This window comes from Ferrovibrio xuzhouensis (assembly GCF_042648965.1).
Lineage (GTDB): Bacteria > Pseudomonadota > Alphaproteobacteria > Ferrovibrionales > Ferrovibrionaceae > Ferrovibrio > Ferrovibrio xuzhouensis.
The window spans coordinates 201139-219525 of sequence record NZ_JBHRYJ010000004.1; the positions used below are offsets into that span (position 1 = coordinate 201139).

Below are 18387 nucleotides of genomic sequence, written 5' to 3' on the forward strand. Positions count from 1 at the left end.
CGGGACCGGCGGGGGAAGCTGAACAATGCGTTGTCCGTTCTGCGGGAATGACGACACACAGGTCAAGGATTCGCGGCCGACCGAAGACAATTCGGCGATCCGGCGGCGGCGCTTTTGCCCCAATTGCGGTGCGCGCTTCACCACCTTCGAGCGCATCCAGCTGCGCGAGCTGACGGTGATCAAGAAGAACGGCCTGAAGGCGCCGTTCGATCGTGACAAGCTGGCCCGCTCGATCATGATTGCCACCCGCAAGCGGCCGATTGACCCCGAGCGCATCGAGCGCCTGATCAACGGCATCGTGCGCCGGCTGGAAAGTTCGGGCGAGAACGAGATCAAGTCGGATGCCATCGGCGAGCTGGTGATGGATGGTCTGGCAGCGCTCGACAAGGTCGCCTATGTGCGCTTTGCCTCGGTCTATCGCAATTTCCGCGAGGCCAAGGATTTCGAGGAATTCATCGGCTCGCTGAGCGGCGCCGGAACCGACGATGACTGAACAGCGGGCCGCGCCGGGCCAGGACGAGCGCTACATGCGCATCGCGCTGGGCCTGGCCGCTCGCGGGCTGGGCAATACTTGGCCCAATCCCGCCGTCGGCTGTGTGATCGTCAACGACGGCCGCATCGTCGGCCGCGGCTGGACCCAGGTCGGTGGCCGGCCGCATGCCGAAACCCAGGCGCTGGCCGAGGCGGGCGCGGCGGCCAGGGGCGCCACCGCCTATGTCACCCTTGAACCCTGCAGTCACCAAGGCAAGACACCGCCCTGCGCCGAGGCGCTGATCGCCGCCGGCATCGGACGCTGCGTCGCCGCGCTGGAAGATCCCGATCCGCGGGTCTCCGGCAAGGGCTTTGCCATGCTGCGCGAGGCGGGCGTTGCCGTGCGTGACGACTGCCTGTCGATCCAGGCCGCCGACCTCAATGCCGGCTTCCTGATGACCCGCCAGCAGGGCCGCCCGCTGATCACGCTCAAGCTGGCGGTCAGCCTCGACGGCCGCATCGGCACCCACAGCGGTGACAGCCGGTGGATCACGAGTCCGGCCTCGCGCCAGCGGGCCCACCTGCTGCGCAGCCGCAGCGATGCCGTCATGGTCGGCAGCAACACCGCCCTGCAGGATGATCCGGAACTGACCTGCCGGCTGCCGGGACTGCCGCCGAAGCAGCCGGTCCGGATCGTGCTGGATGGCCGGCTGCGGCTCAGCCTGACCGCCCGGGTGGTCGCCACCGCCCGGGAAATTCCCACCTGGGTGATCACCCGCGAGGATGTCGATGCCACCCGCCGCCGCGCCTTCGAGGATTGCGGGATAGAGGTCATCGCGGTGCCGCCGGATGCGGCCGGGTTTCCCGATCTGCCGGCGGCTTTCGGGGAACTGGCCGAGCGCGGGCTGACCCGGGTTCTGGTCGAAGGTGGCGGCAAGCTGGCCGCCAGCCTGGTCCGCGCCGACCTGGTCGACCGGATGATCTGGTTCCGCTCCCCCAGCGTGATCGGCGGCGACGGCCTGCCGGCCCTTGCGGCTTTCGGGGTGGATACCGTCGCGGAAGCCCCCCGCTGGCGCCGGGTCCGGGCCGATATTCTGGGTGACGACCTGCTGGAAACCTTCGTCCGCGCCCTCTAATACTTAAGGCCATGTTCACAGGCATCATCACCGATATCGGCACGGTCACCGCACGCGACACCCGCGGCGATACCCGTTTCCAGATCCGTACCGCCTACGACACCGGCAGCATCGCCATCGGCGCCTCGATCGCCTGTTCCGGCGTCTGTCTGACCGTGGTCCAGAAAGGCGCCGACTGGTTCAGCGTCGATGTCTCGGCCGAGACCCTGTCGCGCACCACGCTGGGCGACTGGCAGCCGGATGCGCCGGTCAACCTCGAGCGCAGCCTGAAGGTCGGCGACGAACTGGGCGGTCATATCGTGTCCGGCCATGTCGACGCCGTTGCCGATGTGATCGACACGCAGCCCGAGGGGGATTCGCTGCGGGTGCAGATCCGGGTGCCGGCGGAGCTGGCCGGCTTCATTGCCGAAAAGGGCTCGGTCACCATCGACGGCGCGTCGCTGACGGTAAACAGCGTACAGGGCAATATCTTCGGCGTGAACCTGATCCCGCATACGCAGGACGTGACCACCCTCGGCAAGCTCAAGGCCGGCAGCCGGGTCAACCTTGAGATCGACACGCTCGCGCGCTATGTCGCCCGCCTGCAGCAGTGGAGCAAGACATCGTGAGTGCAGTGGACGATATCGGCCGGTATATCTCGTCGTCGGAAGAGATCATCGAGGAAGCCCGTGCTGGCCGCATGGTGGTGCTGGTCGATGCCGAGGACCGCGAGAACGAGGGTGACCTCTATATCCCGGCGCAGGTTGCCGATGCCACGGCGATCAACTTCATGGCGCGCTACGGCCGCGGCCTGATCTGCCTGGCAATGACGCGCCAGCGCATCGAGCAGCTCGGCCTGCCGCTGATGGCGCAGCATAACGCCACCCGGCACCAGACCGCCTTTACTGTCTCCATCGAAGCCCGCGAGGGCGTCACCACCGGCATCTCTGCCGCCGACCGCGCCCGCACCATCGCGGTTGCCATCGATCCGGCGAAAGGCCCGGCGGATATCGGCACGCCGGGGCATATCTTCCCGCTGGTCGCCCGCGACGGTGGTACGCTGGTACGGGCCGGCCATACCGAAGCGGCGGTGGATATCGCGCGGCTGGCCGGGCTCAACCCGTCCGGTGTGATCTGCGAGATCATGAATGACGACGGCACCATGGCCCGGTTGCCGGACCTGATCGGCTTTGCCCAGCTGCACGGGCTGAAGATCGGCACCATCGCTGACCTGATCGCCTACCGCCGGCGCAACGACAACCTGATCGACAAGGTCGTCGAGGGCGAGATCGACAGCGCCTGGGGCGGCAAGTTCCGCATGCTGGTCTATCGCAACCGGGTCGAATATGCCGAACATATTGCCCTGGTGAAGGGTGATATTGCCGAGGGCGGACCGGTGCTGGTGCGCATGCACGCCCTGAATGTGCTGGACGACGTGCTGGGCGATCACGGCAGCCGATCCGGCACACTGCATAACGCCATGCGGATGATCGGCGAGGCCGGACGTGGCATTGTCGTGCTGATCCGCGAGCCGCGGCCGACCGCCCTGTCCGACCGGGTGCGTCAGAAGCTCGGGGAACCAGTTGAAAACTCTTCACAACTCCGGGATTATGGCATCGGAGCACAGATCCTGATCGATCTGGGGGTGAGGGAAATGATCGTCCTGTCGAATGTGCAGCGAACCATTGTGGGCCTTGATGGCTATGGCCTGACCGTGGTGGAAACCCGTCCGATCAGCGTCCAGAGGGAGGCCTGACATCATGGTGTCGCGTGCGCGCAAACCGGTCTCGAAGAAGCCGGCCCCGAAGACATCCGCCAAGCTGAAGAAGTTTGCCACCGGCAAGAGCCAGGTGATGGGCTCGCTGTCGATCGACATCCGTAAGCCGCGGGTGCTGATCATCGAGGCCCGCTTCTACGAGGATATCGCCGATGCCCTGTTCGAGGGCGCCAAGGCGGCGATCGACGCCTCGGATTTCGAATACGACCGGATCGACGTGCCCGGCGCGCTGGAAATCCCGGCCGCTATCCGCTTCGCCATGAATCGCAAGGGCGACCGCGCCTATGACGGCTTCGTCGCGCTCGGCTGCGTCATCCGCGGCGAGACGGCGCATTTCGACGTGGTGATCAACGAAAGCGCCCGCGGACTGCAGCAGCTTGCCATCGAGCATCAGCTCGCCATCGGCAACGGCATCATCACCGTCGAGAACGAGGAGCAGGCCTGGGAGCGCGCCCGCAAGGACCGCCAGGACAAGGGCGGGCAGGCGGCACTGGCCTGCGTCGCCATGATCGGGCTCAAACAGCTGTTTTCCTTATGAGCGATGGAGGCCAGAACCGCAACAACAGGACTTCCCGACCGGCAGGACGTAGGTCGGTCGCCCGTCTGTTTGCGGTTCAGGCATTGTACGAGATCGAGTTCGGCGGCGGCGTCCCCGAGGCGGTGATCGCCGATTTCCGTGCCCACCGGCAGACCGAGGAAATCGACGGCGTGCAGATGCGCGAGGCCGACGCCGACTGGTTCGGCGAGATCGTCCGCGGCGTATCCAGGCGGCAGGAGGAGGTCGACGAGGCCATCCGTGCTGCCATGCCGCGCGCCGGTGCCATCGACCGCATGGAAGCGATCCTGCGCTACGCGCTGCGCTGCGCCACCTATGAAATCCTGGCGCGCATCGATGTGCCGGCGACGACGGTGATCGACGAATATACCGGCATCGTGCGGGCGTTCTTCGGTCCGCGCGAGATCAAGCTGGCCAATGGCGTGATCGATGCCGTGGCGCGCCGGCTGCGTCCCGGCGAATATGCCGCGTCGCAGAACGGCTGAGGGCGCGGCGTGTCGGGCGGGCCCGGCGAATTCGATCTGATCGCCCGTTACCTGGCCCCGCTGGCCAGTGCCGTGCCGGGCGCCTTCGGGCTGCAGGACGACGCCGCAATCATTCATACGCCGGCCGGCTGCGATCTGGTCATCACCACCGACGCGATGATCGAGAGCGTGCACTTCCTGAAAGCCGATGGCGGGCAGTCGGTGGCGCGCAAGCTTCTGCGGGTCAACCTGTCCGACCTCGCCGCCAAGGGCGCCGTCCCGCTCGGCTATCAGCTCGTGCTCGGGATGCCGGCACCGTTGGATGAGGGCTGGCTCGCCGATTTCGCCGCCGGCCTTGCCCAGGACCAGGCCGCATTCTCCTTCCCGCTTTATGGTGGCGACACGGTACGCAGTCCGGGCGGCATCACGCTTGCGGTGACGGCTTTCGGCAGCGTGCCGGAAGGCAGCATGCTGCGCCGCTCTGCCGCGCAAGCAGGCGACGACCTGTATGTGACGGGCAGTATCGGCGATGCGGCACTCGGCCTTGAAGCCAAGCTGAATCATCGGCTGTTTCCCTCTGCGTCGAGAATGATGTTCGACAGCCGCCTGCATCTGCCGTCGCCACGGCTGGCCTTCGGGCAGGGCCTGCGCGGCATTGCCCACGCGGTGCTCGATGTCTCCGATGGCCTGGTGCAGGATGCCGGCCATATCGCCGAAACCGCCGGTGTCCAGGTGGTGATCGAGGCGGGGGCCGTGCCGCTGTCACTGGCGGCGCGCGGTGCGCTGGCCGAGGACCCGGCCCTGCGCTCGGTTGTGCTGACCGGGGGCGACGATTACGAGTTGCTGTTCACGGCGCCGCCGGCCGCGGCCGATGCGGTGGCCGTGCTGGCGCGGTCGCAGACCCTGGCCGTCACCCGGATCGGCCGGGTGCAGGCGGGGCAGGGTGTGGTCGTGCTGGACAGCGACGGCCGGCCGCTCGCGCTGGAAAAAGCCGGGTTTCAGCATTTCGGCGGATCGGTAGAATAGGGCCACAGAAAGGGTCCCCGTTTGCGCAAGATTGCCCTCATTCTCATTGGCCTGATCGCGCTGCTTGCCCTCGCCGGTGGCGGCTATGCGATCTATTCGATGTTCCTGGCGCCGAAGCCGCATGCCGAGGATGAGGCCTCAAAGGACCCGCCGCCGCCGATCCCGGTCAAGCGGCCGGCCTTCGTTCCGCTGGAACCGTTCAGCGTGTATGTCAAACCGGAAGGCCAGCCGGTCCGCGAGGTCATCGCGATCTTCAATCTGGAAGTACCGCCGGACAATGTGCCGAAGGTCAACGAAAAGATGTTCATGCTGCGCGACCGCTATATTGGCGAGCTGCTGAAAGGCCCGCCGATCGAGGTTCCGGCCCGGTTTACCGCCAAGGACCTGTACAGCCTGCGTGATCGCCTGCAGAAACCGACCGACGAGGTGTTCGGAAAAGGGGTGGTGACGCAGGTCCTGCTGCTGAATATTATTTCCCCGCTCAAATAAACAGAATCGTCTCGCAGAAAGCCCTCATGACCACCCTGTCCGAAGCCGCAGCGCGGCGGAATGTCTTCACGCTCGCCGTCTGCATGGCGCTGTCGAACTCCGCCGTCACCCTGCAGGTGACGCTGGGCGGCCTGGTGGGCAGCATCCTGGCCGAGGACAAGGCGCTGGCCACCCTGCCGGTGACCTGCGTGGTGACGGGCATGGCCCTGTCGACCATTCCGGCGTCGATGCTGATGCGGCGGGTCGGCCGCAGGCTCGGCTTCATGGCCGGTGCGCTGATCGCCATCTGCGGCTCGCTGCTGTCGGCGCTGGGGGTCTACCAGGGATCGTTCTGGCTGTTCTGCCTGGGCGCCTTCGTCTTCGGTATTTCCAGTGCCTATGTGCAGCTCTATCGCTTTGCCGCTGCCGATGTGGCGCCGCCGGCCATGAAAAGCCGTGCGATTTCCATTGTCATGGTTGGCGGCCTGGTGGCGGCTTTTCTCGGCCCGGAGATCGCCAAGCATACCCGCGAGCTGCTCTCGCCGTACCTGTTCCTCGGCTGCTATCTGGCGGCGGCCTGCCTGCCGCTGCTGACGCTCGGCGTCCTCACCCAGGTGAGCATCCCGGCGCCGACGACGGCAGAGATCCAGGAGCAGGGGCGTCCGCTGTCGGCCATCGTCCGCCAGCCGGTGTTCTTCGTCGCCGCCATATCCGGCATGTTCGGCTATGGCGTGATGAACCTGCTGATGACGGCGACGCCACTGGCGATGCAGATCTGCCAGCATCCGTTCGTCGCCGCCGCGACGGTGATCCAGTGGCATGTCTTCGGCATGTTCTTCCCGAGCTTCTTCACCGGCAGCCTGATCGCCCGCTTCGGTGTGCTGCGGATCATCATTGCGGGTGCGGTGCTCAACCTGATCTGCGTGGCCGTTGCCCTGAACGGCATCGCGGTGATGAACTTCCAGATCGCCCTTCTGCTGCTCGGTATCGGCTGGAACTTCATGTATATCGGCGGCACGACGCTGCTGACCGAGGCCTATCGCCCGGCCGAGCGCAACAAGACCCAGGCATTGAATGACTTTCTGGTCTTCGGCACGGTTGCCCTTGCGTCACTCAGCTCCGGCAAGCTGCTGTTCCAGTGGGGGTGGGGCGTGGTTCCGGCCGCCGCCGTGCCGTTCATCCTGATGGCGGCGCTGGCTGCCGGCTGGCTGATGCTGCAGCGCAGGCGCGTACCGGCCGCCCCCTAACTCCCGGAAAAATAAAGCGATATTGCGCCGCCCGGTTATCTCTGGCATAACCGGATGGTATCCGCCCTGCGTCGAGTCCGGGCGGCAATAACGATTACAGTCGCGTACCCCGTCCCGGGCCAGCGCACCGGCCCGCTCGGGCGCATCTCGTTTCTGTAAGCATAAGACTAATAATCACGAGAAGGGAAACGCTCATGATCGAGTTGTGGTTCGCCATCGCCTGTGGCGTGTTGGCGCTGTTATACGGAGTCTGGACGTCGCGCTCGGTGCTGGCGGAATCCGCCGGCAATGCGCGCATGCAGGAAATCGCTGCCGCCATCCAGGAAGGCGCGTCTGCTTATCTCAACCGCCAGTATCGGACGATTGGCCTGGTTGGCATCGTGGTCGTGATTATCCTCGGCTTTACGCTGGGCCTGAAAGTGGCCATCGGCTTCATCATCGGCGCTGTGCTGTCCGGCGCGGCCGGCTATATCGGCATGAATGTTTCCGTCCGCGCCAATGTGCGCACGGCGGAAGGCGCGCGCAAGGGCATGGAGCATGCGCTCAGTATCGCCTTCAAGTCGGGTGCGGTCACCGGCATGCTGGTGGTTGGTCTCGCGCTGCTTGGCGTCGCGATCTATTACGTCATCCTGCTGCAGATGGGTGTGCCGACACGCGAAATGGTCGATGCGCTGGTCGCGCTGGGCTTTGGTTCGTCGCTTATCTCGATCTTCGCCCGCCTCGGCGGCGGTATCTTCACCAAGGGCGCCGACGTCGGCGCCGATCTCGTCGGCAAGGTCGAGGCCGGCATCCCGGAAGATGACCCCCGCAATCCGGCCGTGATCGCCGACAACGTCGGTGACAATGTCGGCGACTGCGCCGGCATGGCGGCCGATCTGTTCGAGACCTATGCGGTGACCATTGTCGCCACCATGGTGCTGGCGTCGATCTATTTCGCCGCCGACGCCGCCATGATGGCGAAGGTGATGGCCTATCCGCTAGTGATCGCCGGCGCCTGCATCATCACCTCGGTGATCGGCACCTTCTTCGTTCGCTTGGGCAAGAGCCAGAATATCATGGGCGCGCTGTACAAGGGCCTGATCGTCACCGGCGTGCTGTCGGCGATCGCGCTCTGGCCGATCACCGATTACATGATCGGCATGAACACCACGCTGACGGCCGGCACCGCCACCTTCACGGGCGTGAGCCTGTTCTGGTGCGGCATCGTCGGCCTGCTGGTCACCGCGGCGATTGTCTGGGCGACCGAATATTATACCGGTACCGAATACCGCCCGGTGAAAAGCGTGGCGCAGGCCTCGACCACAGGTCACGGCACCAACGTGATCCAGGGTCTTGCCGTGTCGATGGAGGCGACGGCGCTGCCGGCGCTGTTCATCGTCATCGGCATCATTGCCACCTTCAAGCTGGCGGGCCTGTTCGGCATTGCCATCGCCGTGACCACCATGCTGGCGCTGGCCGGTATCGTGGTGGCGCTGGATGCCTATGGTCCGGTGACCGACAATGCCGGCGGTATCGCCGAAATGTCGGATCTGCCGAAGGAAGTACGCAAGACCACGGATGCCCTGGATGCCGTGGGCAACACCACCAAGGCGGTCACCAAGGGCTATGCCATCGGTTCGGCCGGCTTCGGCTCGCTGGTGCTGTTCGCCGCCTATACCGAGGACCTGAAGTACTTCTTCAAGGACGTCACCATCGACTTCTCGCTCAGCAATCCGTATGTCGTCGTCGGCCTGCTGATCGGCGGCCTGCTGCCGTATCTGTTCGGTGCCATGGGCATGACGGCGGTCGGTCGCGCGGCCGGTTCTGTCGTCGTGGAAGTCCGGCGGCAGTTCAAGGAAATCCCCGGCATCATGGAAGGCACCGCCAAGCCGGACTATTCCAAGGCCGTGGATCTGCTGACCAAGGCGGCGATCAAGGAAATGGTGATCCCCAGTCTGCTGCCGGTGCTCAGCCCGATCGTGCTGTATTTCGTCATCAAGACGATTGCCGGTCAGGCGGCGGCCTTCGCGTCGGTCGGCGCCATGCTGCTCGGCGTGATCGTCACCGGCCTGTTCGTCGCCATCTCGATGACGGCGGGCGGCGGTGCCTGGGACAATGCCAAGAAGTACATCGAGGAAGGCCATCATGGCGGCAAGGGCTCGGACGCCCACAAGGCGGCCGTGACCGGTGATACCGTCGGCGATCCCTACAAGGACACTGCCGGTCCGGCGGTCAATCCGCTGATCAAGATCACCAACATCGTGGCTTTGCTGCTGCTGGCCGTGCTGGCGCACTGATCCGCAAACAGGATCGCAGGACGACGGGCCGGGGCAACCCGGCCCGTTTTCTTTTTGTCAGGTGGCGATGGTCACCGCGCTGATCGCCAGCAGGGCGGCCACTTCGGCAATCTGCTGCATGGCACCGAGCACATCGCCGGTTTGACCACCGATCTGGCGGCGCGCCAGCAGCAGCATGACCAGGCTGACGGCGCAGACGGAAACCAGCGCGGCAACCAGCAGGGGGCCATCCAGCAGCAGGGCGGCCGGCAGCAGCGCAAGCAGCACGCAGACCAGCAGCGCCGGCACCGGGACGATTCCGGCCGAGGCCGAGAGGCCATCGGATCGCGCCGGCGGCAGGGCGAACCACAGCACAGTCATGGCGGCGCGCGACAGCGCACCCGATACCACGAGAGTGATGACGACCGAGGCCGTATGGTTGACCGTCTCGTCGTATTCGTCGGAAATCGAGATCAGGCTGTTGGCGAGTTCGCTGAGCGCCGCATAACGCAGTCCGATCAGCAGCACCAGCGCCAGCACGCCGTAGGTGCCGATCCGGCTGTCGCGCATGATGGCGAGCTTGGCATCCCGGTCACGACCGCCGCCGAATCCATCCGCCGTGTCCGCAAGCCCGTCTTCATGCAGGCCGCCGGTCAGCAGGACCTGGCTGCCGATGGCCAGCAGGCTGGAACTGCCGATGCCGAGTCCGGCCTGGTTGGCGGCAAAGAACACCAGGCCGCCGGCGAGGCCGACCAGCGCGCCGACCAGCGGAAAGGCCCAGGCACAGCTGGCAACGGCGCGGTCGGGCAGGGCCTGCAGGGGCGGCAGCGGTATCCGTGTCAGCAGGGTGAGGGCAAGATAGGCCTGCTTCGGCCATGGCAGGCGCGTGTCTGGCGGCATCGGATTGCGGCTCTCGTCCGCCGCGCGGTCCCGGTCGTGTGTCATCGTGGCTGATTGCGGTCCATGGTTGCCTGCCTTATAGCACGCGGGGGCCAATCAACGAAGCCGGGGGCGCGTCCGTGCCATGACTGTATCGTATGCCGATTTCGATGCCATCCGTGCGGTCGCTGCCGCGCTGCCGTCGGCCGATGCGGCCAGCGCGCAGGCCGCCCGCGCGCATGATGCACAACTGACCAAGCCGCCGGGCGCGCTCGGCCGGCTGGAGGACTGCGTCTTTCATCTGGCGGCCTGGCAGAAACAGGCGAAGCCCCGGCTTGAAGACGTGCACATCCTGATTTTCGCCGGCAACCATGGTGTGACGGCGCGCGGCGTCTCGGCCTTTCCGGCCGAGGTCACGGCCCAGATGGTGGCCAACTTCCGGCAGGGCGGTGCGGCGATCAACCAGCTGGCAAAACTGCACGGGGCAACCTTGTCGGTTGCGGCGCTCGATCTTGACCGGCCGACGCAGGATTTCACCATCGCGCCGGCGATGACCGATGCCGAATGCCTTGCCGCCTTCAATGTCGGTGCCGCGGCTGTACCGGCCAGTGCCGATCTGCTGATTGCCGGCGAGATGGGAATCGGCAACACCACGTCTGCGGCGGCCCTGGCTGCGGCGCTGCATGGCGGCAACGGGCAGGACTGGGTTGGCCGCGGCACCGGCGTCGCGGGCGCCGCGCTGGCCGGGAAGTTTGCAGCGGTCGATGCGGCGCTGGCCTGCCATGGCGCCACGCTGGCGGATCCGCTGCAGGCTCTGCGGCGGGTCGGCGGCCGCGAGCTGGCGGCAATGGCCGGCGCCATCATCGAGGCACGGCGCCGGTCGATCCCCGTGCTGCTCGACGGTTTCGTGGTGGCGGCCTCTGCGGCTGTCATTGCGCGGCTGGCCACAGATGGCCTGCAGCATTGCCTCGCCGGGCATGTGTCGGCAGAGCCGGGGCACCGGCGTCTGCTTGCGGCGCTCGATCTGGTGCCGCTGCTCGATCTCGGATTGCGGCTGGGCGAGGGGTCTGGCGCGGCAGTGGCGCTCGGCATCCTGCGGGCGGCAGTTGCCTGTCAGGCGGGCATGGCAACCTTCGCCGAGGCCAGCGTCAGCAATAAGGCGCCGTAGCGAGGCGTGGATTATTTCTTGTTGGTGTCGTTGTTGAAGCGGCCGAAATTGCCGAACAGCTGTTCGAGCACGGTCAGTTCCTTGCCGCGCGTCGGCGTCTCGCGATCGACAAAGGCGATCTGCTTGCCGTCCTTCAGGCCATAGCGCTTGATGTCCTTCACCTTGCTGGTGCTCTTGTCGAAGGCGATGGCCAGTACCTGCTGGTCGATCACTTCCGGAGCAAGGAAGGCAACCGCCTCGGTCTCGCTGGAGATGTAATAATAGGTGGTGCCCCAGTCGGGAAAGGTCGAGCTGGTCGATGGCGAACCGAGCAGCGTGGCCACCTGGGCTTCCGTGGTCTGGCCGACCACGACCTGCTTGAGTTTTTCCTCATCAATGCTGGTGCCGCGGTATTCGTCCCGCGGAGCACAGGCTGCACTGAGCAGCAGAAGGAGGGCGGCGGCGATCACCGCGCCCGTATGGCGCATCGACATGGCAGAAGACTCGCTATAACGCGGGGCGCATACTATCTTTTCCCGCCCCGGAAGCAAACCGCCGACTCTAAAAATTCTATAAAATGGTATGAATACAGATGCTTACTAATGTTATGTCATTCTTCTCGCCAAAACCCGAGAAGGCCGTGGCCGTGGCGCTCTACCGGGTCATTGTCGCGCAGGCCCGCCTGCCGCGCCTGTACAGCGAGCACGGGGTGCCGGACACGCTGGATGGCCGTTTCGACATGATCATCCTGCACGCCTATCTGGCGAGCCGGCGCCTGAAAGCCATGAATACTGAGGAAAGCCAGACGCTTAACCAGGCGCTGTTCGACCTGATCTTCGCCGACATGGACAGCTCGCTGCGCGAGATCGGCATCGGGGATCTCAGCGTTGGCAAGAAAGTGAAAGTCATGGCCCAGGCCTTTTACGGCCGGGTCGAGGCCTATGATGCGGGCCTGGCGGCGGATACCGATGCTGTGCTTGCCGAGGCCCTGCAGCGCAACCTGTTCGGCACGGTGAATCCGCAGCCGGCGCAGAGTCTGGCCGTGGCGGCCTATGTCCGGCGTGTCGATGCCACGCTGGCCGTCCTGCCGGATCGCGAAATTCTGGCGGGAAACCTGGAATTTCCTGCGCCGTAACACGACGAAATCACCCTGCGGATACCGGTTGACCGGCGCCGGGTCAGCCCCTATGTTCCGCCGCCTTGACCGCTGCAGGGTCGGAGGGTCGCGCCGTGTCAAAAGAATCGCTGTCCGGCGAATTCAGCCACGTCGTCGAAACGGGGCAGATTTCGCCTGAAGGACTCCAGCTCCACCTAACGGCCAGCGCCGATGAGTGTCGTGCGCTGGCGGAACGCTTCGGAATTCTGGCCGTACTGCGGCTGGAGGCCCGGCTGCAGATTCGCCCCGATCCGGTGCTTGCCGGCTGCTACGTCATGTCGGGGCAGGTGGATGCCGAGGTCGAACAGGCCTGTGTGGTATCGCTGGAGCCGGTCCGGCAGCGGATCGCCGAAACCTTTGTCCGCAGTTTCGCGCCGGCCGTTGCCGGGACCAGGAACGAGGGCGCCGGCGAGGATGAAGCGGACTGGCTGGACCCGGATGCGGCCGATCCGCCGGATCTGCTCGAAGATGACCGGATCGACGCCGGTGAGGTCGTGGCTGAGGAACTGGCCCTGGCGCTGGATCCGTACCCTCGCAAGGCGGGGGCCGATTTGCCGCCGGAATATCATCCGGAGCCGGAGCAAGCTGCCAAGGTCAGTCCGTTTGCGGTTCTGGCCGGCCTGAAGGCGGCAAAAAAGGATTAAGGCGAAAGCGCTTGGCCCCCGGGCGCACCGAGAGTATATAGGCGGGGATTTTTTGCCGGGGTAAGGCAGCAATGCCGGTATCCCCGCGCGGATTGTGAGAGAGATGTATCATGGCTGTTCCGAAGAAGAAGAAGTCCAGCTCGAAGCGTGACATGGGGCGTTCGCATGACGCCCTGAAGTCGAGCGCCCATGTCGAGTGCCCGAATTGCGGCGAGCTGAAGCGCCCGCACCATGTGTGCGGTGCCTGCGGCCATTATGATGGCCGCGAAGTGGTGGCGAAGTCCGCTGCAGCCTGATCCGTCAGGCCGACACTGTAACCGGTTAAGGACAGCCGGGTGACTGCGGCCTTGACCATCGCGCTCGATGCCATGGGGGGGGATCATGCCCCCGATATGGTGATCAAAGGCGCCGCTGCCGTATTGCCGCGTTTTCCGCAGGTGAGGTTCATCCTGTTCGGCGATGCCGGACAGGTCGAGCCTTTGTTGCGCCGTTTTCCGGCGCTGCAGGACAAGTGCGAACTGCGCCATACCAGCGAGAAAGTCGCCAGCGAAGAGAAGCCGGGCCTGGCCCTGCGCCGTGGCCGCAACACCAGCATGCGGCTGGCGATTGACGCGGTGGCCAGCGGCGACGCCGACGCCATCGTCTCGGCCGGCAATACCGGCGCGCTGATGGCGATGGCGAAATTCGTCCTGCGCACCCTGCCGGGAATCGAGCGGCCGGCGATTGCTTCGTTCTTTCCCACCATGAAGGGCGAGACCGTCCTGCTCGATCTGGGCGCCAACGTCGAATGCGACTCACGCAACCTCGTGCAGTTCGCCGTGATGGGCGCCAACCTGGCGCATTCCGCGCTCGGGCGGCATCGTCCGCGGGTCGGCCTGCTCAATGTCGGCGTCGAGGATGCCAAGGGCCATGACGAGGTCAAGGCGGCGGCCGAGATCCTGCGTGGCGTACAGAATCCGCCTTTCGAGTTCGTCGGCTTCGTCGAAGGCAACGACATCACCATGGGCGAGACCGATGTCATCGTCACCGACGGTTTCACCGGCAATGTCGCGCTGAAGACGGCGGAAGGCACCGCCAAGCTGATGGCATCGCTGCTGCGCGCCGCGTTCCAGCGGTCGATCTTCACCAGGATCGGCTATCTGTTCGCCAGCGCCGGCCTGACCATGCTAAAGGACCGCATGGATCCGCGTTTCTACAATGGCGGCGTGCTGCTGGGGCTGAACGGCATCACGGTGAAAAGCCATGGCGGCACCGACGAGGTCGGCTTTGCCGCGGCGCTGGAAGTCGCCATCGACATGGCGCAGGATCGACTGATCGAGCGGATCAAGGCAGACTTCTCCGGTGCCTTTGCCGATTCCCTGGCGGGCAAACCGGCGGCCGAAGACGACAACCGGGACGGACAAGAAACACAAGAATCGAGTGCGAGGATTTCATGATCCGGTCGGTAGTCGTCGGGTGTGGCAGTTACCTGCCGGAACGGATTCTGACCAATGCGGACCTCGAGAAGCTGGTCGATACCTCTGACGAGTGGATCATCGAACGCACCGGGATCCACCAGCGTCATATCGCTGCCGATAACGAGAAGACGTCCGACCTGGCGCTGAATGCGGCGCGCGCCGCACTCGCGGATGCCGGCGTTGCGGTCGACGAGGTTGACCTGATCGTGCTGGCCACGTCGACGCCGGACCAGACCTTTCCGGCAACCGCGTGCAAGGTGCAGGCCGGCCTCGGCATGACCCGCGGTTTTGCCTTTGACGTGCAGGCGGTCTGCTCGGGCTTCATCTACGCGCTGGCCACCGCCGACAACTTCATCAAGGCCGGGCAGGCCAAGACGGCGCTGGTGATCGGCGCCGAGACCTTTTCGCGCATCCTCGACTGGACCGACCGCACCACCTGCGTGCTGTTTGCCGACGGCGCCGGCGCGCTGGTCCTGAAGGCCGAGGAGGGGCGGGGCGACAACAGTGACCGCGGCGTGCTGACCACCCACCTGCATTCGGACGGCCGGCATCACGACCTGCTCTATGTCGATGGCGGCCCGTCCAGCACCCAGACCACCGGGCATCTGCGCATGCTGGGCAAGGAAGTGTTTCGCCATGCGGTGGTCAACCTCGCCGAGGTGGTTCGCGAGACGCTGGACGCAGTCGGCATGCAGCCATCGGAAATCGACTGGCTGGTGCCGCACCAGGCCAACAAGCGCATCATCGATGGCACTGCCCGCAAGCTCGGACTGAGCACCGACCGGGTGGTGCTGACCGTCGACCGGCATGGCAATACCTCGGCGGCCTCGGTGCCGCTGGCCCTGGCGGAAGCGGTCAAGGATGGCCGGATCAAGCGCGGCGACGTGCTGCTGCTGGAGGCCATGGGCGGCGGCTTTACCTGGGGCAGCGCGCTGGTTCGCTGGTAGCTTCGGGTACGGCGATACCGCTTTCCGCCATTTTTCTGTCATCCGGGCCACGATTCGGCGAACGTCGTATTGACGGCCGCCCGGTGGTAAGTTAGCGTCCCTGAAAGAAAATTTGCCAATAAGGGGCGGTGGCTATGAGCGGCAATACGTTGACGCGGGCACAACTGAGCGAGGCGATCTACCAGGAGGTTGGCCTGTCGCGCAGCGAGTCCGCCCAGCTGGTCGAGACGGTACTCAACGAGATCATCGAAAGCCTGATCGCCGACCACATGGTCAAAATCTCGTCTTTCGGGACCTTTCAGGTCCGTTCCAAGGGCGGCCGCATGGGGCGCAATCCGAAGACCGGCCAGGAAGTGCCGATCGAGCCGCGCAAGGTACTGGTTTTCCGGGCCAGCCATGTGCTGAAGGAAAAGATCAACGCCGGCATGCATGCGCAGCAGAGCAAACCGGCCCAGTAACCCAGCCTGTTAGCAGGTAACGGAGCGATTCTCGCGGCATGGCGGATACAGTCGGCCCTGAAACGACGGCAAAACGCAGCCGCAGCCCCCAGCGCAAGACCGAGACCGCGTTCCGGACCATTGGCGAGGTCGCTGACCAGCTCGACCTGCCGCAGCATGTCCTGCGCTTCTGGGAAAAGAAGTTCCATCAGATCCGGCCGGTGAAACGCAATGGCGGCCGCCGCTATTACCGCACCGAAGACATTGCGCTGCTGACGGAAATCCGCGGCCTGCTGCACGATCAGGGCTACACCATCCGGGGCGTGCAGAAGCTGCTGCGCGATGGCGGCATGGCCAAGGCTGTCCGCGCCCGGGCCCAAGGCAGCGCAACCTTGGGCAAGACGGCCGGCGGCACTACCGAAAAGACGGCATCTGCGCCGGCGGCGCCGAAGCCGGACAGCCGGCAGATCGGCATGCCCTTCGATCTGCTCAGCGACATGGGCAGCCTGAAACAGGCGCTGAAAACCTGCCTCCATGAACTGGAAGCGATTCACGCCGACATCGTGGCCCGCCAGAGTCGCTAAGCAGAGCCGCTAATTTCCTGTAGTTCCTGTGTTTTCCACGATGGCCGCGCGGTTGCGAAGGGCGTGTCCCGTGGGTATAGTGCGCGCCGCCTGAAGCTGCTGCCTGCTTACCCGGCTGGCGGCCTCGGCCCGGTCGGAGCGTAGCGCAGTCTGGTAGCGCATCAGTCTGGGGGACTGGGGGTCGTGGGTTCAAATCCCGCCGCTCCGACCATTTCTTCCCCCGCCTTGCAGATGACGGCCCGCGGCTTACCGCCAGGCGGCACCCGTGCCGATCGGGGCCGGCGCGATGGCGACGATGCGGCGCAGCAGTGCGTCATACTCGCGTTTGGCATCCAGGCCGAACAACGGATCTTCGTTGTGGCAGAAGGCGGCATTGATCTCCTGCCAGTCTTCCGGCAGCAGCCGGCTCGTGGCCAGCGGAAAGACCTGCTCTTCCTCGATCCGCATATGACTCCAGTGGAACTCGGCATATTGCCGGATCAGGGCCTGAAGCGTCGCCAGCCGCGCCATGTCGCCGGGTGCTTCCTCGAAGCGCTGCAGCGCGCGACGCAGATCGCCCATCAGGTCGATATTCTTCCGGTGTTCGGCTTCAAGGCTGTCGAGCAGGCCGGCGGCATCCGGTGCGCGCAGGCGCAGCAGGCGGAACAGATAGTGGTCTTCCTTGGGGTGGTGGAAACGGTCGGGATAGCGGTCGATGTAATCGAGCATGGCATGCAGGACGCGGAAATCGACCCTGCCGCCATGATTCTGGAGGTCGTCGACCACTGTCATCAGGCCGTGCAATACCGCGGCCAGAGACCGGTGCTCGGCCTTGATGACGGATATTGCCTGCTGCATGACAGCCTCCACCCTGGCTCCACCCTGGAAATACGGGGTGGAGTATGCGGGGCGTTTGCGCGGCCGGCCTTGATCTGCCGCAAACCGGCGCCGGATGGCGGTCAGCTGTCGAGAATCGAATAGCCGGCGTCGCGGATGGCGTTCCGGATCACGGCGAGCCGGTCGGGCGGCAGGTTGCCGACGCGCACCTGCTTGCGCCGCAGGTCGACCTCGAAGGTCGTGCCGGGGGCGGCCAGGCTGATGGCATTGCTGATGGCCCTTTTGCAGCCCTCGCAGGTCATGCCTTCGATATTCATCACGTGCATTGCAGCCACATCTCCGAATCTGTGGCGGCATTTTAGCCGGCCGGTTGCGCGGAGGGTACCCCCGCAGGCTGGTCGTGTTGTCGCAGTCCGTTGATATATAAGGTATTTCAACGGGCTGTCGGCGGGCCCCAAGCCCCGGCAGCGCTTGCATTCCCAGTATCGGCCGTTATAGTCCCCCCTCGCGCCGGACGGCCGGCCAATCCAATGCTCAGGGAGCCCTTTTCATGCTGATTTCCGAGGCCTACGCCCAGGCGGGTGGCGGCACCACCGATATGCTGACCTCGCTGCTGCCGCTGGTCCTGATTTTCGTCGTCTTCTATTTCCTGCTGATCCGTCCGCAGCAGAAGAAGATGAAGGACCACAAGGCGATGATCGAGGCCGTGCGGCGCGGCGACACGGTCACCACGTCCGGCGGCATCATCGGCAAGGTCACCAAGGTGCAGGAAGACGGCGTGCTGCAGATCGAGATCGCCGAAGGCGTGAAGGTCAAGGTGGTCAAGGGCACGATCACCGAGGTCCGCGCCAAGGGTGCGGAAGTCGACGAGGGCGACAAGGCCGAAAAGGCCTCCTGACGCAGGTTCGCTATCCGGCGCGCGTGCGGCGGCGCCGGATTGT

23 protein-coding genes and 1 tRNA gene are annotated in these 18387 nt (G+C 65.2%); 20 read left to right on the forward strand and 4 right to left on the reverse strand.

All coding sequences use genetic code 11. The annotated features are described in order from the left end of the window. The first annotated feature begins 25 nt into the window (after positions 1-25). The 10 genes from nrdR (at position 26) to ACFOOQ_RS17585 (ending at position 9400) form a co-directional block, all read left to right on the forward strand. On the forward strand, positions 26-493 hold the full coding sequence (gene nrdR, locus ACFOOQ_RS17540) for a transcriptional regulator NrdR (RefSeq protein ID WP_379728901.1): 468 nt from the start codon (positions 26-28) through the stop codon (positions 491-493). Next, positions 486-1607, forward strand: coding sequence for a bifunctional diaminohydroxyphosphoribosylaminopyrimidine deaminase/5-amino-6-(5-phosphoribosylamino)uracil reductase RibD (ribD, locus tag ACFOOQ_RS17545; RefSeq protein ID WP_379728902.1), 1122 nt, complete (start codon positions 486-488; stop codon positions 1605-1607). Before nrdR ends, ribD begins: the two co-directional genes overlap by 8 nt. A gap of 11 nt (positions 1608-1618) precedes the next feature. After that, on the forward strand, positions 1619-2215 hold the full coding sequence (locus tag ACFOOQ_RS17550) for a riboflavin synthase (RefSeq protein ID WP_379728903.1): 597 nt from the start codon (positions 1619-1621) through the stop codon (positions 2213-2215). Next, positions 2212-3342, forward strand: a complete 1131-nt coding sequence (gene ribB / locus ACFOOQ_RS17555) for a 3,4-dihydroxy-2-butanone-4-phosphate synthase (protein WP_379728904.1) — start codon at positions 2212-2214, stop codon at positions 3340-3342. Before ACFOOQ_RS17550 ends, ribB begins: the two co-directional genes overlap by 4 nt. A 4-nt stretch (positions 3343-3346) precedes the next feature. After that, entirely contained in the window at positions 3347-3901 is a 555-nt protein-coding gene (locus tag ACFOOQ_RS17560) for a 6,7-dimethyl-8-ribityllumazine synthase (protein ID WP_379728905.1), read from the forward strand. Further along, positions 3898-4404, forward strand: a complete 507-nt coding sequence (gene nusB, locus ACFOOQ_RS17565; RefSeq protein ID WP_379728906.1) for a transcription antitermination factor NusB — start codon at positions 3898-3900, stop codon at positions 4402-4404. The genes ACFOOQ_RS17560 and nusB overlap by 4 nt, the downstream gene beginning before the upstream one ends. A gap of 9 nt (positions 4405-4413) precedes the next feature. Continuing rightward, the gene (thiL, locus tag ACFOOQ_RS17570) at positions 4414-5409 is read left to right on the forward strand and encodes a thiamine-phosphate kinase (RefSeq protein WP_379728907.1); all 996 of its coding nucleotides are present in this window, start codon (positions 4414-4416) and stop codon (positions 5407-5409) included. 21 nt (positions 5410-5430) lie between these two features. After that, positions 5431-5898: a hypothetical protein gene (locus ACFOOQ_RS17575; RefSeq protein WP_379728908.1), complete on the forward strand. Its 468-nt coding sequence runs from the start codon at positions 5431-5433 to the stop codon at positions 5896-5898. A 26-nt stretch (positions 5899-5924) separates the two neighbouring features. Next, positions 5925-7124: an MFS transporter gene (locus tag ACFOOQ_RS17580; protein ID WP_379728909.1), complete on the forward strand. Its 1200-nt coding sequence runs from the start codon at positions 5925-5927 to the stop codon at positions 7122-7124. A gap of 194 nt (positions 7125-7318) precedes the next feature. After that, entirely contained in the window at positions 7319-9400 is a 2082-nt protein-coding gene (locus tag ACFOOQ_RS17585; protein ID WP_379728910.1) for a sodium-translocating pyrophosphatase, read from the forward strand. A gap of 57 nt (positions 9401-9457) precedes the next feature. Here the strand turns inward: ACFOOQ_RS17585 and cobS are convergent, their stop codons facing one another. Continuing rightward, complete coding sequence (cobS, locus tag ACFOOQ_RS17590; RefSeq protein ID WP_379728911.1) at positions 9458-10324, reverse strand: adenosylcobinamide-GDP ribazoletransferase; 867 nt, start codon at positions 10322-10324, stop codon at positions 9458-9460. Positions 10325-10403: 79 nt separating this feature from the next. Here cobS and cobT point away from each other — a divergent pair, with 79 nt between their 5' ends. Next, entirely contained in the window at positions 10404-11426 is a 1023-nt protein-coding gene (cobT, locus tag ACFOOQ_RS17595; RefSeq protein ID WP_379728912.1) for a nicotinate-nucleotide--dimethylbenzimidazole phosphoribosyltransferase, read from the forward strand. Positions 11427-11437: 11 nt separating this feature from the next. Here cobT and ACFOOQ_RS17600 read toward each other — a convergent pair whose 3' ends face one another. Then, the gene (locus tag ACFOOQ_RS17600) at positions 11438-11899 is read right to left on the reverse strand and encodes an outer membrane protein assembly factor BamE (protein ID WP_379728913.1); all 462 of its coding nucleotides are present in this window, start codon (positions 11897-11899) and stop codon (positions 11438-11440) included. Positions 11900-11997: 98 nt separating this feature from the next. On the opposite strand from ACFOOQ_RS17600, the gene ACFOOQ_RS17605 reads away from it, so the two are divergent. The 8 genes from ACFOOQ_RS17605 to ACFOOQ_RS17640 all read left to right on the forward strand — a co-directional run bounded on the left by ACFOOQ_RS17605 (position 11998) and on the right by ACFOOQ_RS17640 (position 16841). Continuing rightward, complete coding sequence (locus tag ACFOOQ_RS17605) at positions 11998-12540, forward strand: ubiquinol-cytochrome C chaperone family protein (protein ID WP_379728914.1); 543 nt, start codon at positions 11998-12000, stop codon at positions 12538-12540. 95 nt (positions 12541-12635) lie between these two features. Further along, positions 12636-13205, forward strand: a complete 570-nt coding sequence (locus ACFOOQ_RS17610) for a YceD family protein (RefSeq protein WP_379728915.1) — start codon at positions 12636-12638, stop codon at positions 13203-13205. 110 nt (positions 13206-13315) lie between these two features. Further along, complete coding sequence (gene rpmF, locus ACFOOQ_RS17615) at positions 13316-13501, forward strand: 50S ribosomal protein L32 (protein WP_379728916.1); 186 nt, start codon at positions 13316-13318, stop codon at positions 13499-13501. 39 nt (positions 13502-13540) lie between these two features. Then, positions 13541-14641, forward strand: a complete 1101-nt coding sequence (plsX, locus tag ACFOOQ_RS17620) for a phosphate acyltransferase PlsX (protein WP_379728917.1) — start codon at positions 13541-13543, stop codon at positions 14639-14641. Continuing rightward, positions 14638-15609 carry a beta-ketoacyl-ACP synthase III gene (locus tag ACFOOQ_RS17625; RefSeq protein ID WP_379728918.1) on the forward strand — a complete coding sequence of 324 codons (972 nt, stop codon included), beginning with the start codon at positions 14638-14640 and terminating at the stop codon, positions 15607-15609. The genes plsX and ACFOOQ_RS17625 overlap by 4 nt, the downstream gene beginning before the upstream one ends. Positions 15610-15743: 134 nt before the next feature. Next, positions 15744-16067, forward strand: coding sequence for an integration host factor subunit alpha (locus tag ACFOOQ_RS17630; protein ID WP_379728919.1), 324 nt, complete (start codon positions 15744-15746; stop codon positions 16065-16067). Positions 16068-16105: 38 nt separating this feature from the next. Next, a complete protein-coding gene (locus ACFOOQ_RS17635; protein ID WP_379728920.1) occupies positions 16106-16630 on the forward strand; it encodes a MerR family transcriptional regulator in 525 nt (174 codons plus the stop codon). Positions 16631-16764: 134 nt separating this feature from the next. After that, a tRNA-Pro gene (locus ACFOOQ_RS17640) sits at positions 16765-16841 on the forward strand. A 35-nt stretch (positions 16842-16876) separates the two neighbouring features. On the opposite strand, the gene ACFOOQ_RS17645 is transcribed toward ACFOOQ_RS17640, so the two are convergent. Further along, a complete protein-coding gene (locus ACFOOQ_RS17645) occupies positions 16877-17467 on the reverse strand; it encodes a hemerythrin domain-containing protein (protein WP_379728921.1) in 591 nt (196 codons plus the stop codon). 101 nt (positions 17468-17568) lie between these two features. After that, positions 17569-17772 carry a heavy-metal-associated domain-containing protein gene (locus ACFOOQ_RS17650; RefSeq protein WP_379728922.1) on the reverse strand — a complete coding sequence of 68 codons (204 nt, stop codon included), beginning with the start codon at positions 17770-17772 and terminating at the stop codon, positions 17569-17571. A gap of 224 nt (positions 17773-17996) precedes the next feature. Between ACFOOQ_RS17650 and yajC the strand changes: the two genes are divergently transcribed. Next, positions 17997-18344 (forward strand): preprotein translocase subunit YajC, encoded by a 348-nt coding sequence (yajC, locus tag ACFOOQ_RS17655; protein WP_379728923.1) that lies wholly within the window; start codon positions 17997-17999, stop codon positions 18342-18344. Positions 18345-18387 lie beyond the last annotated feature (43 nt).

Bases quoted from the DNA above. Each gene is read 5' to 3' on its own strand.
- cobT (WP_379728912.1), top strand. From the start codon at position 10,404: ATGACTGTATCGTATGCCGATTTCGATGCCATCCGTGCGGTCGCTGCC.
- ACFOOQ_RS17550 (WP_379728903.1), top strand. From the start codon at position 1,619: ATGTTCACAGGCATCATCACCGATATCGGCACGGTCACCGCACGCGAC.
- ACFOOQ_RS17560 (WP_379728905.1), top strand. From the start codon at position 3,347: ATGGTGTCGCGTGCGCGCAAACCGGTCTCGAAGAAGCCGGCCCCGAAG.
- ACFOOQ_RS17645 (WP_379728921.1), bottom strand. From the start codon at position 17,467: ATGCAGCAGGCAATATCCGTCATCAAGGCCGAGCACCGGTCTCTGGCC.
- ACFOOQ_RS17630 (WP_379728919.1), top strand. From the start codon at position 15,744: ATGAGCGGCAATACGTTGACGCGGGCACAACTGAGCGAGGCGATCTAC.
- nrdR (WP_379728901.1), top strand. From the start codon at position 26: ATGCGTTGTCCGTTCTGCGGGAATGACGACACACAGGTCAAGGATTCG.
- nusB (WP_379728906.1), top strand. From the start codon at position 3,898: ATGAGCGATGGAGGCCAGAACCGCAACAACAGGACTTCCCGACCGGCA.
- ribD (WP_379728902.1), top strand. From the start codon at position 486: ATGACTGAACAGCGGGCCGCGCCGGGCCAGGACGAGCGCTACATGCGC.
- yajC (WP_379728923.1), top strand. From the start codon at position 17,997: ATGCTGATTTCCGAGGCCTACGCCCAGGCGGGTGGCGGCACCACCGAT.
- ACFOOQ_RS17605 (WP_379728914.1), top strand. From the start codon at position 11,998: ATGCTTACTAATGTTATGTCATTCTTCTCGCCAAAACCCGAGAAGGCC.
- ACFOOQ_RS17585 (WP_379728910.1), top strand. From the start codon at position 7,319: ATGATCGAGTTGTGGTTCGCCATCGCCTGTGGCGTGTTGGCGCTGTTA.
- cobS (WP_379728911.1), bottom strand. From the start codon at position 10,324: ATGACACACGACCGGGACCGCGCGGCGGACGAGAGCCGCAATCCGATG.
- rpmF (WP_379728916.1), top strand. From the start codon at position 13,316: ATGGCTGTTCCGAAGAAGAAGAAGTCCAGCTCGAAGCGTGACATGGGG.
- ACFOOQ_RS17650 (WP_379728922.1), bottom strand. From the start codon at position 17,772: ATGCACGTGATGAATATCGAAGGCATGACCTGCGAGGGCTGCAAAAGG.
- ACFOOQ_RS17625 (WP_379728918.1), top strand. From the start codon at position 14,638: ATGATCCGGTCGGTAGTCGTCGGGTGTGGCAGTTACCTGCCGGAACGG.
- ACFOOQ_RS17635 (WP_379728920.1), top strand. From the start codon at position 16,106: ATGGCGGATACAGTCGGCCCTGAAACGACGGCAAAACGCAGCCGCAGC.
- ACFOOQ_RS17580 (WP_379728909.1), top strand. From the start codon at position 5,925: ATGACCACCCTGTCCGAAGCCGCAGCGCGGCGGAATGTCTTCACGCTC.
- ACFOOQ_RS17600 (WP_379728913.1), bottom strand. From the start codon at position 11,899: ATGTCGATGCGCCATACGGGCGCGGTGATCGCCGCCGCCCTCCTTCTG.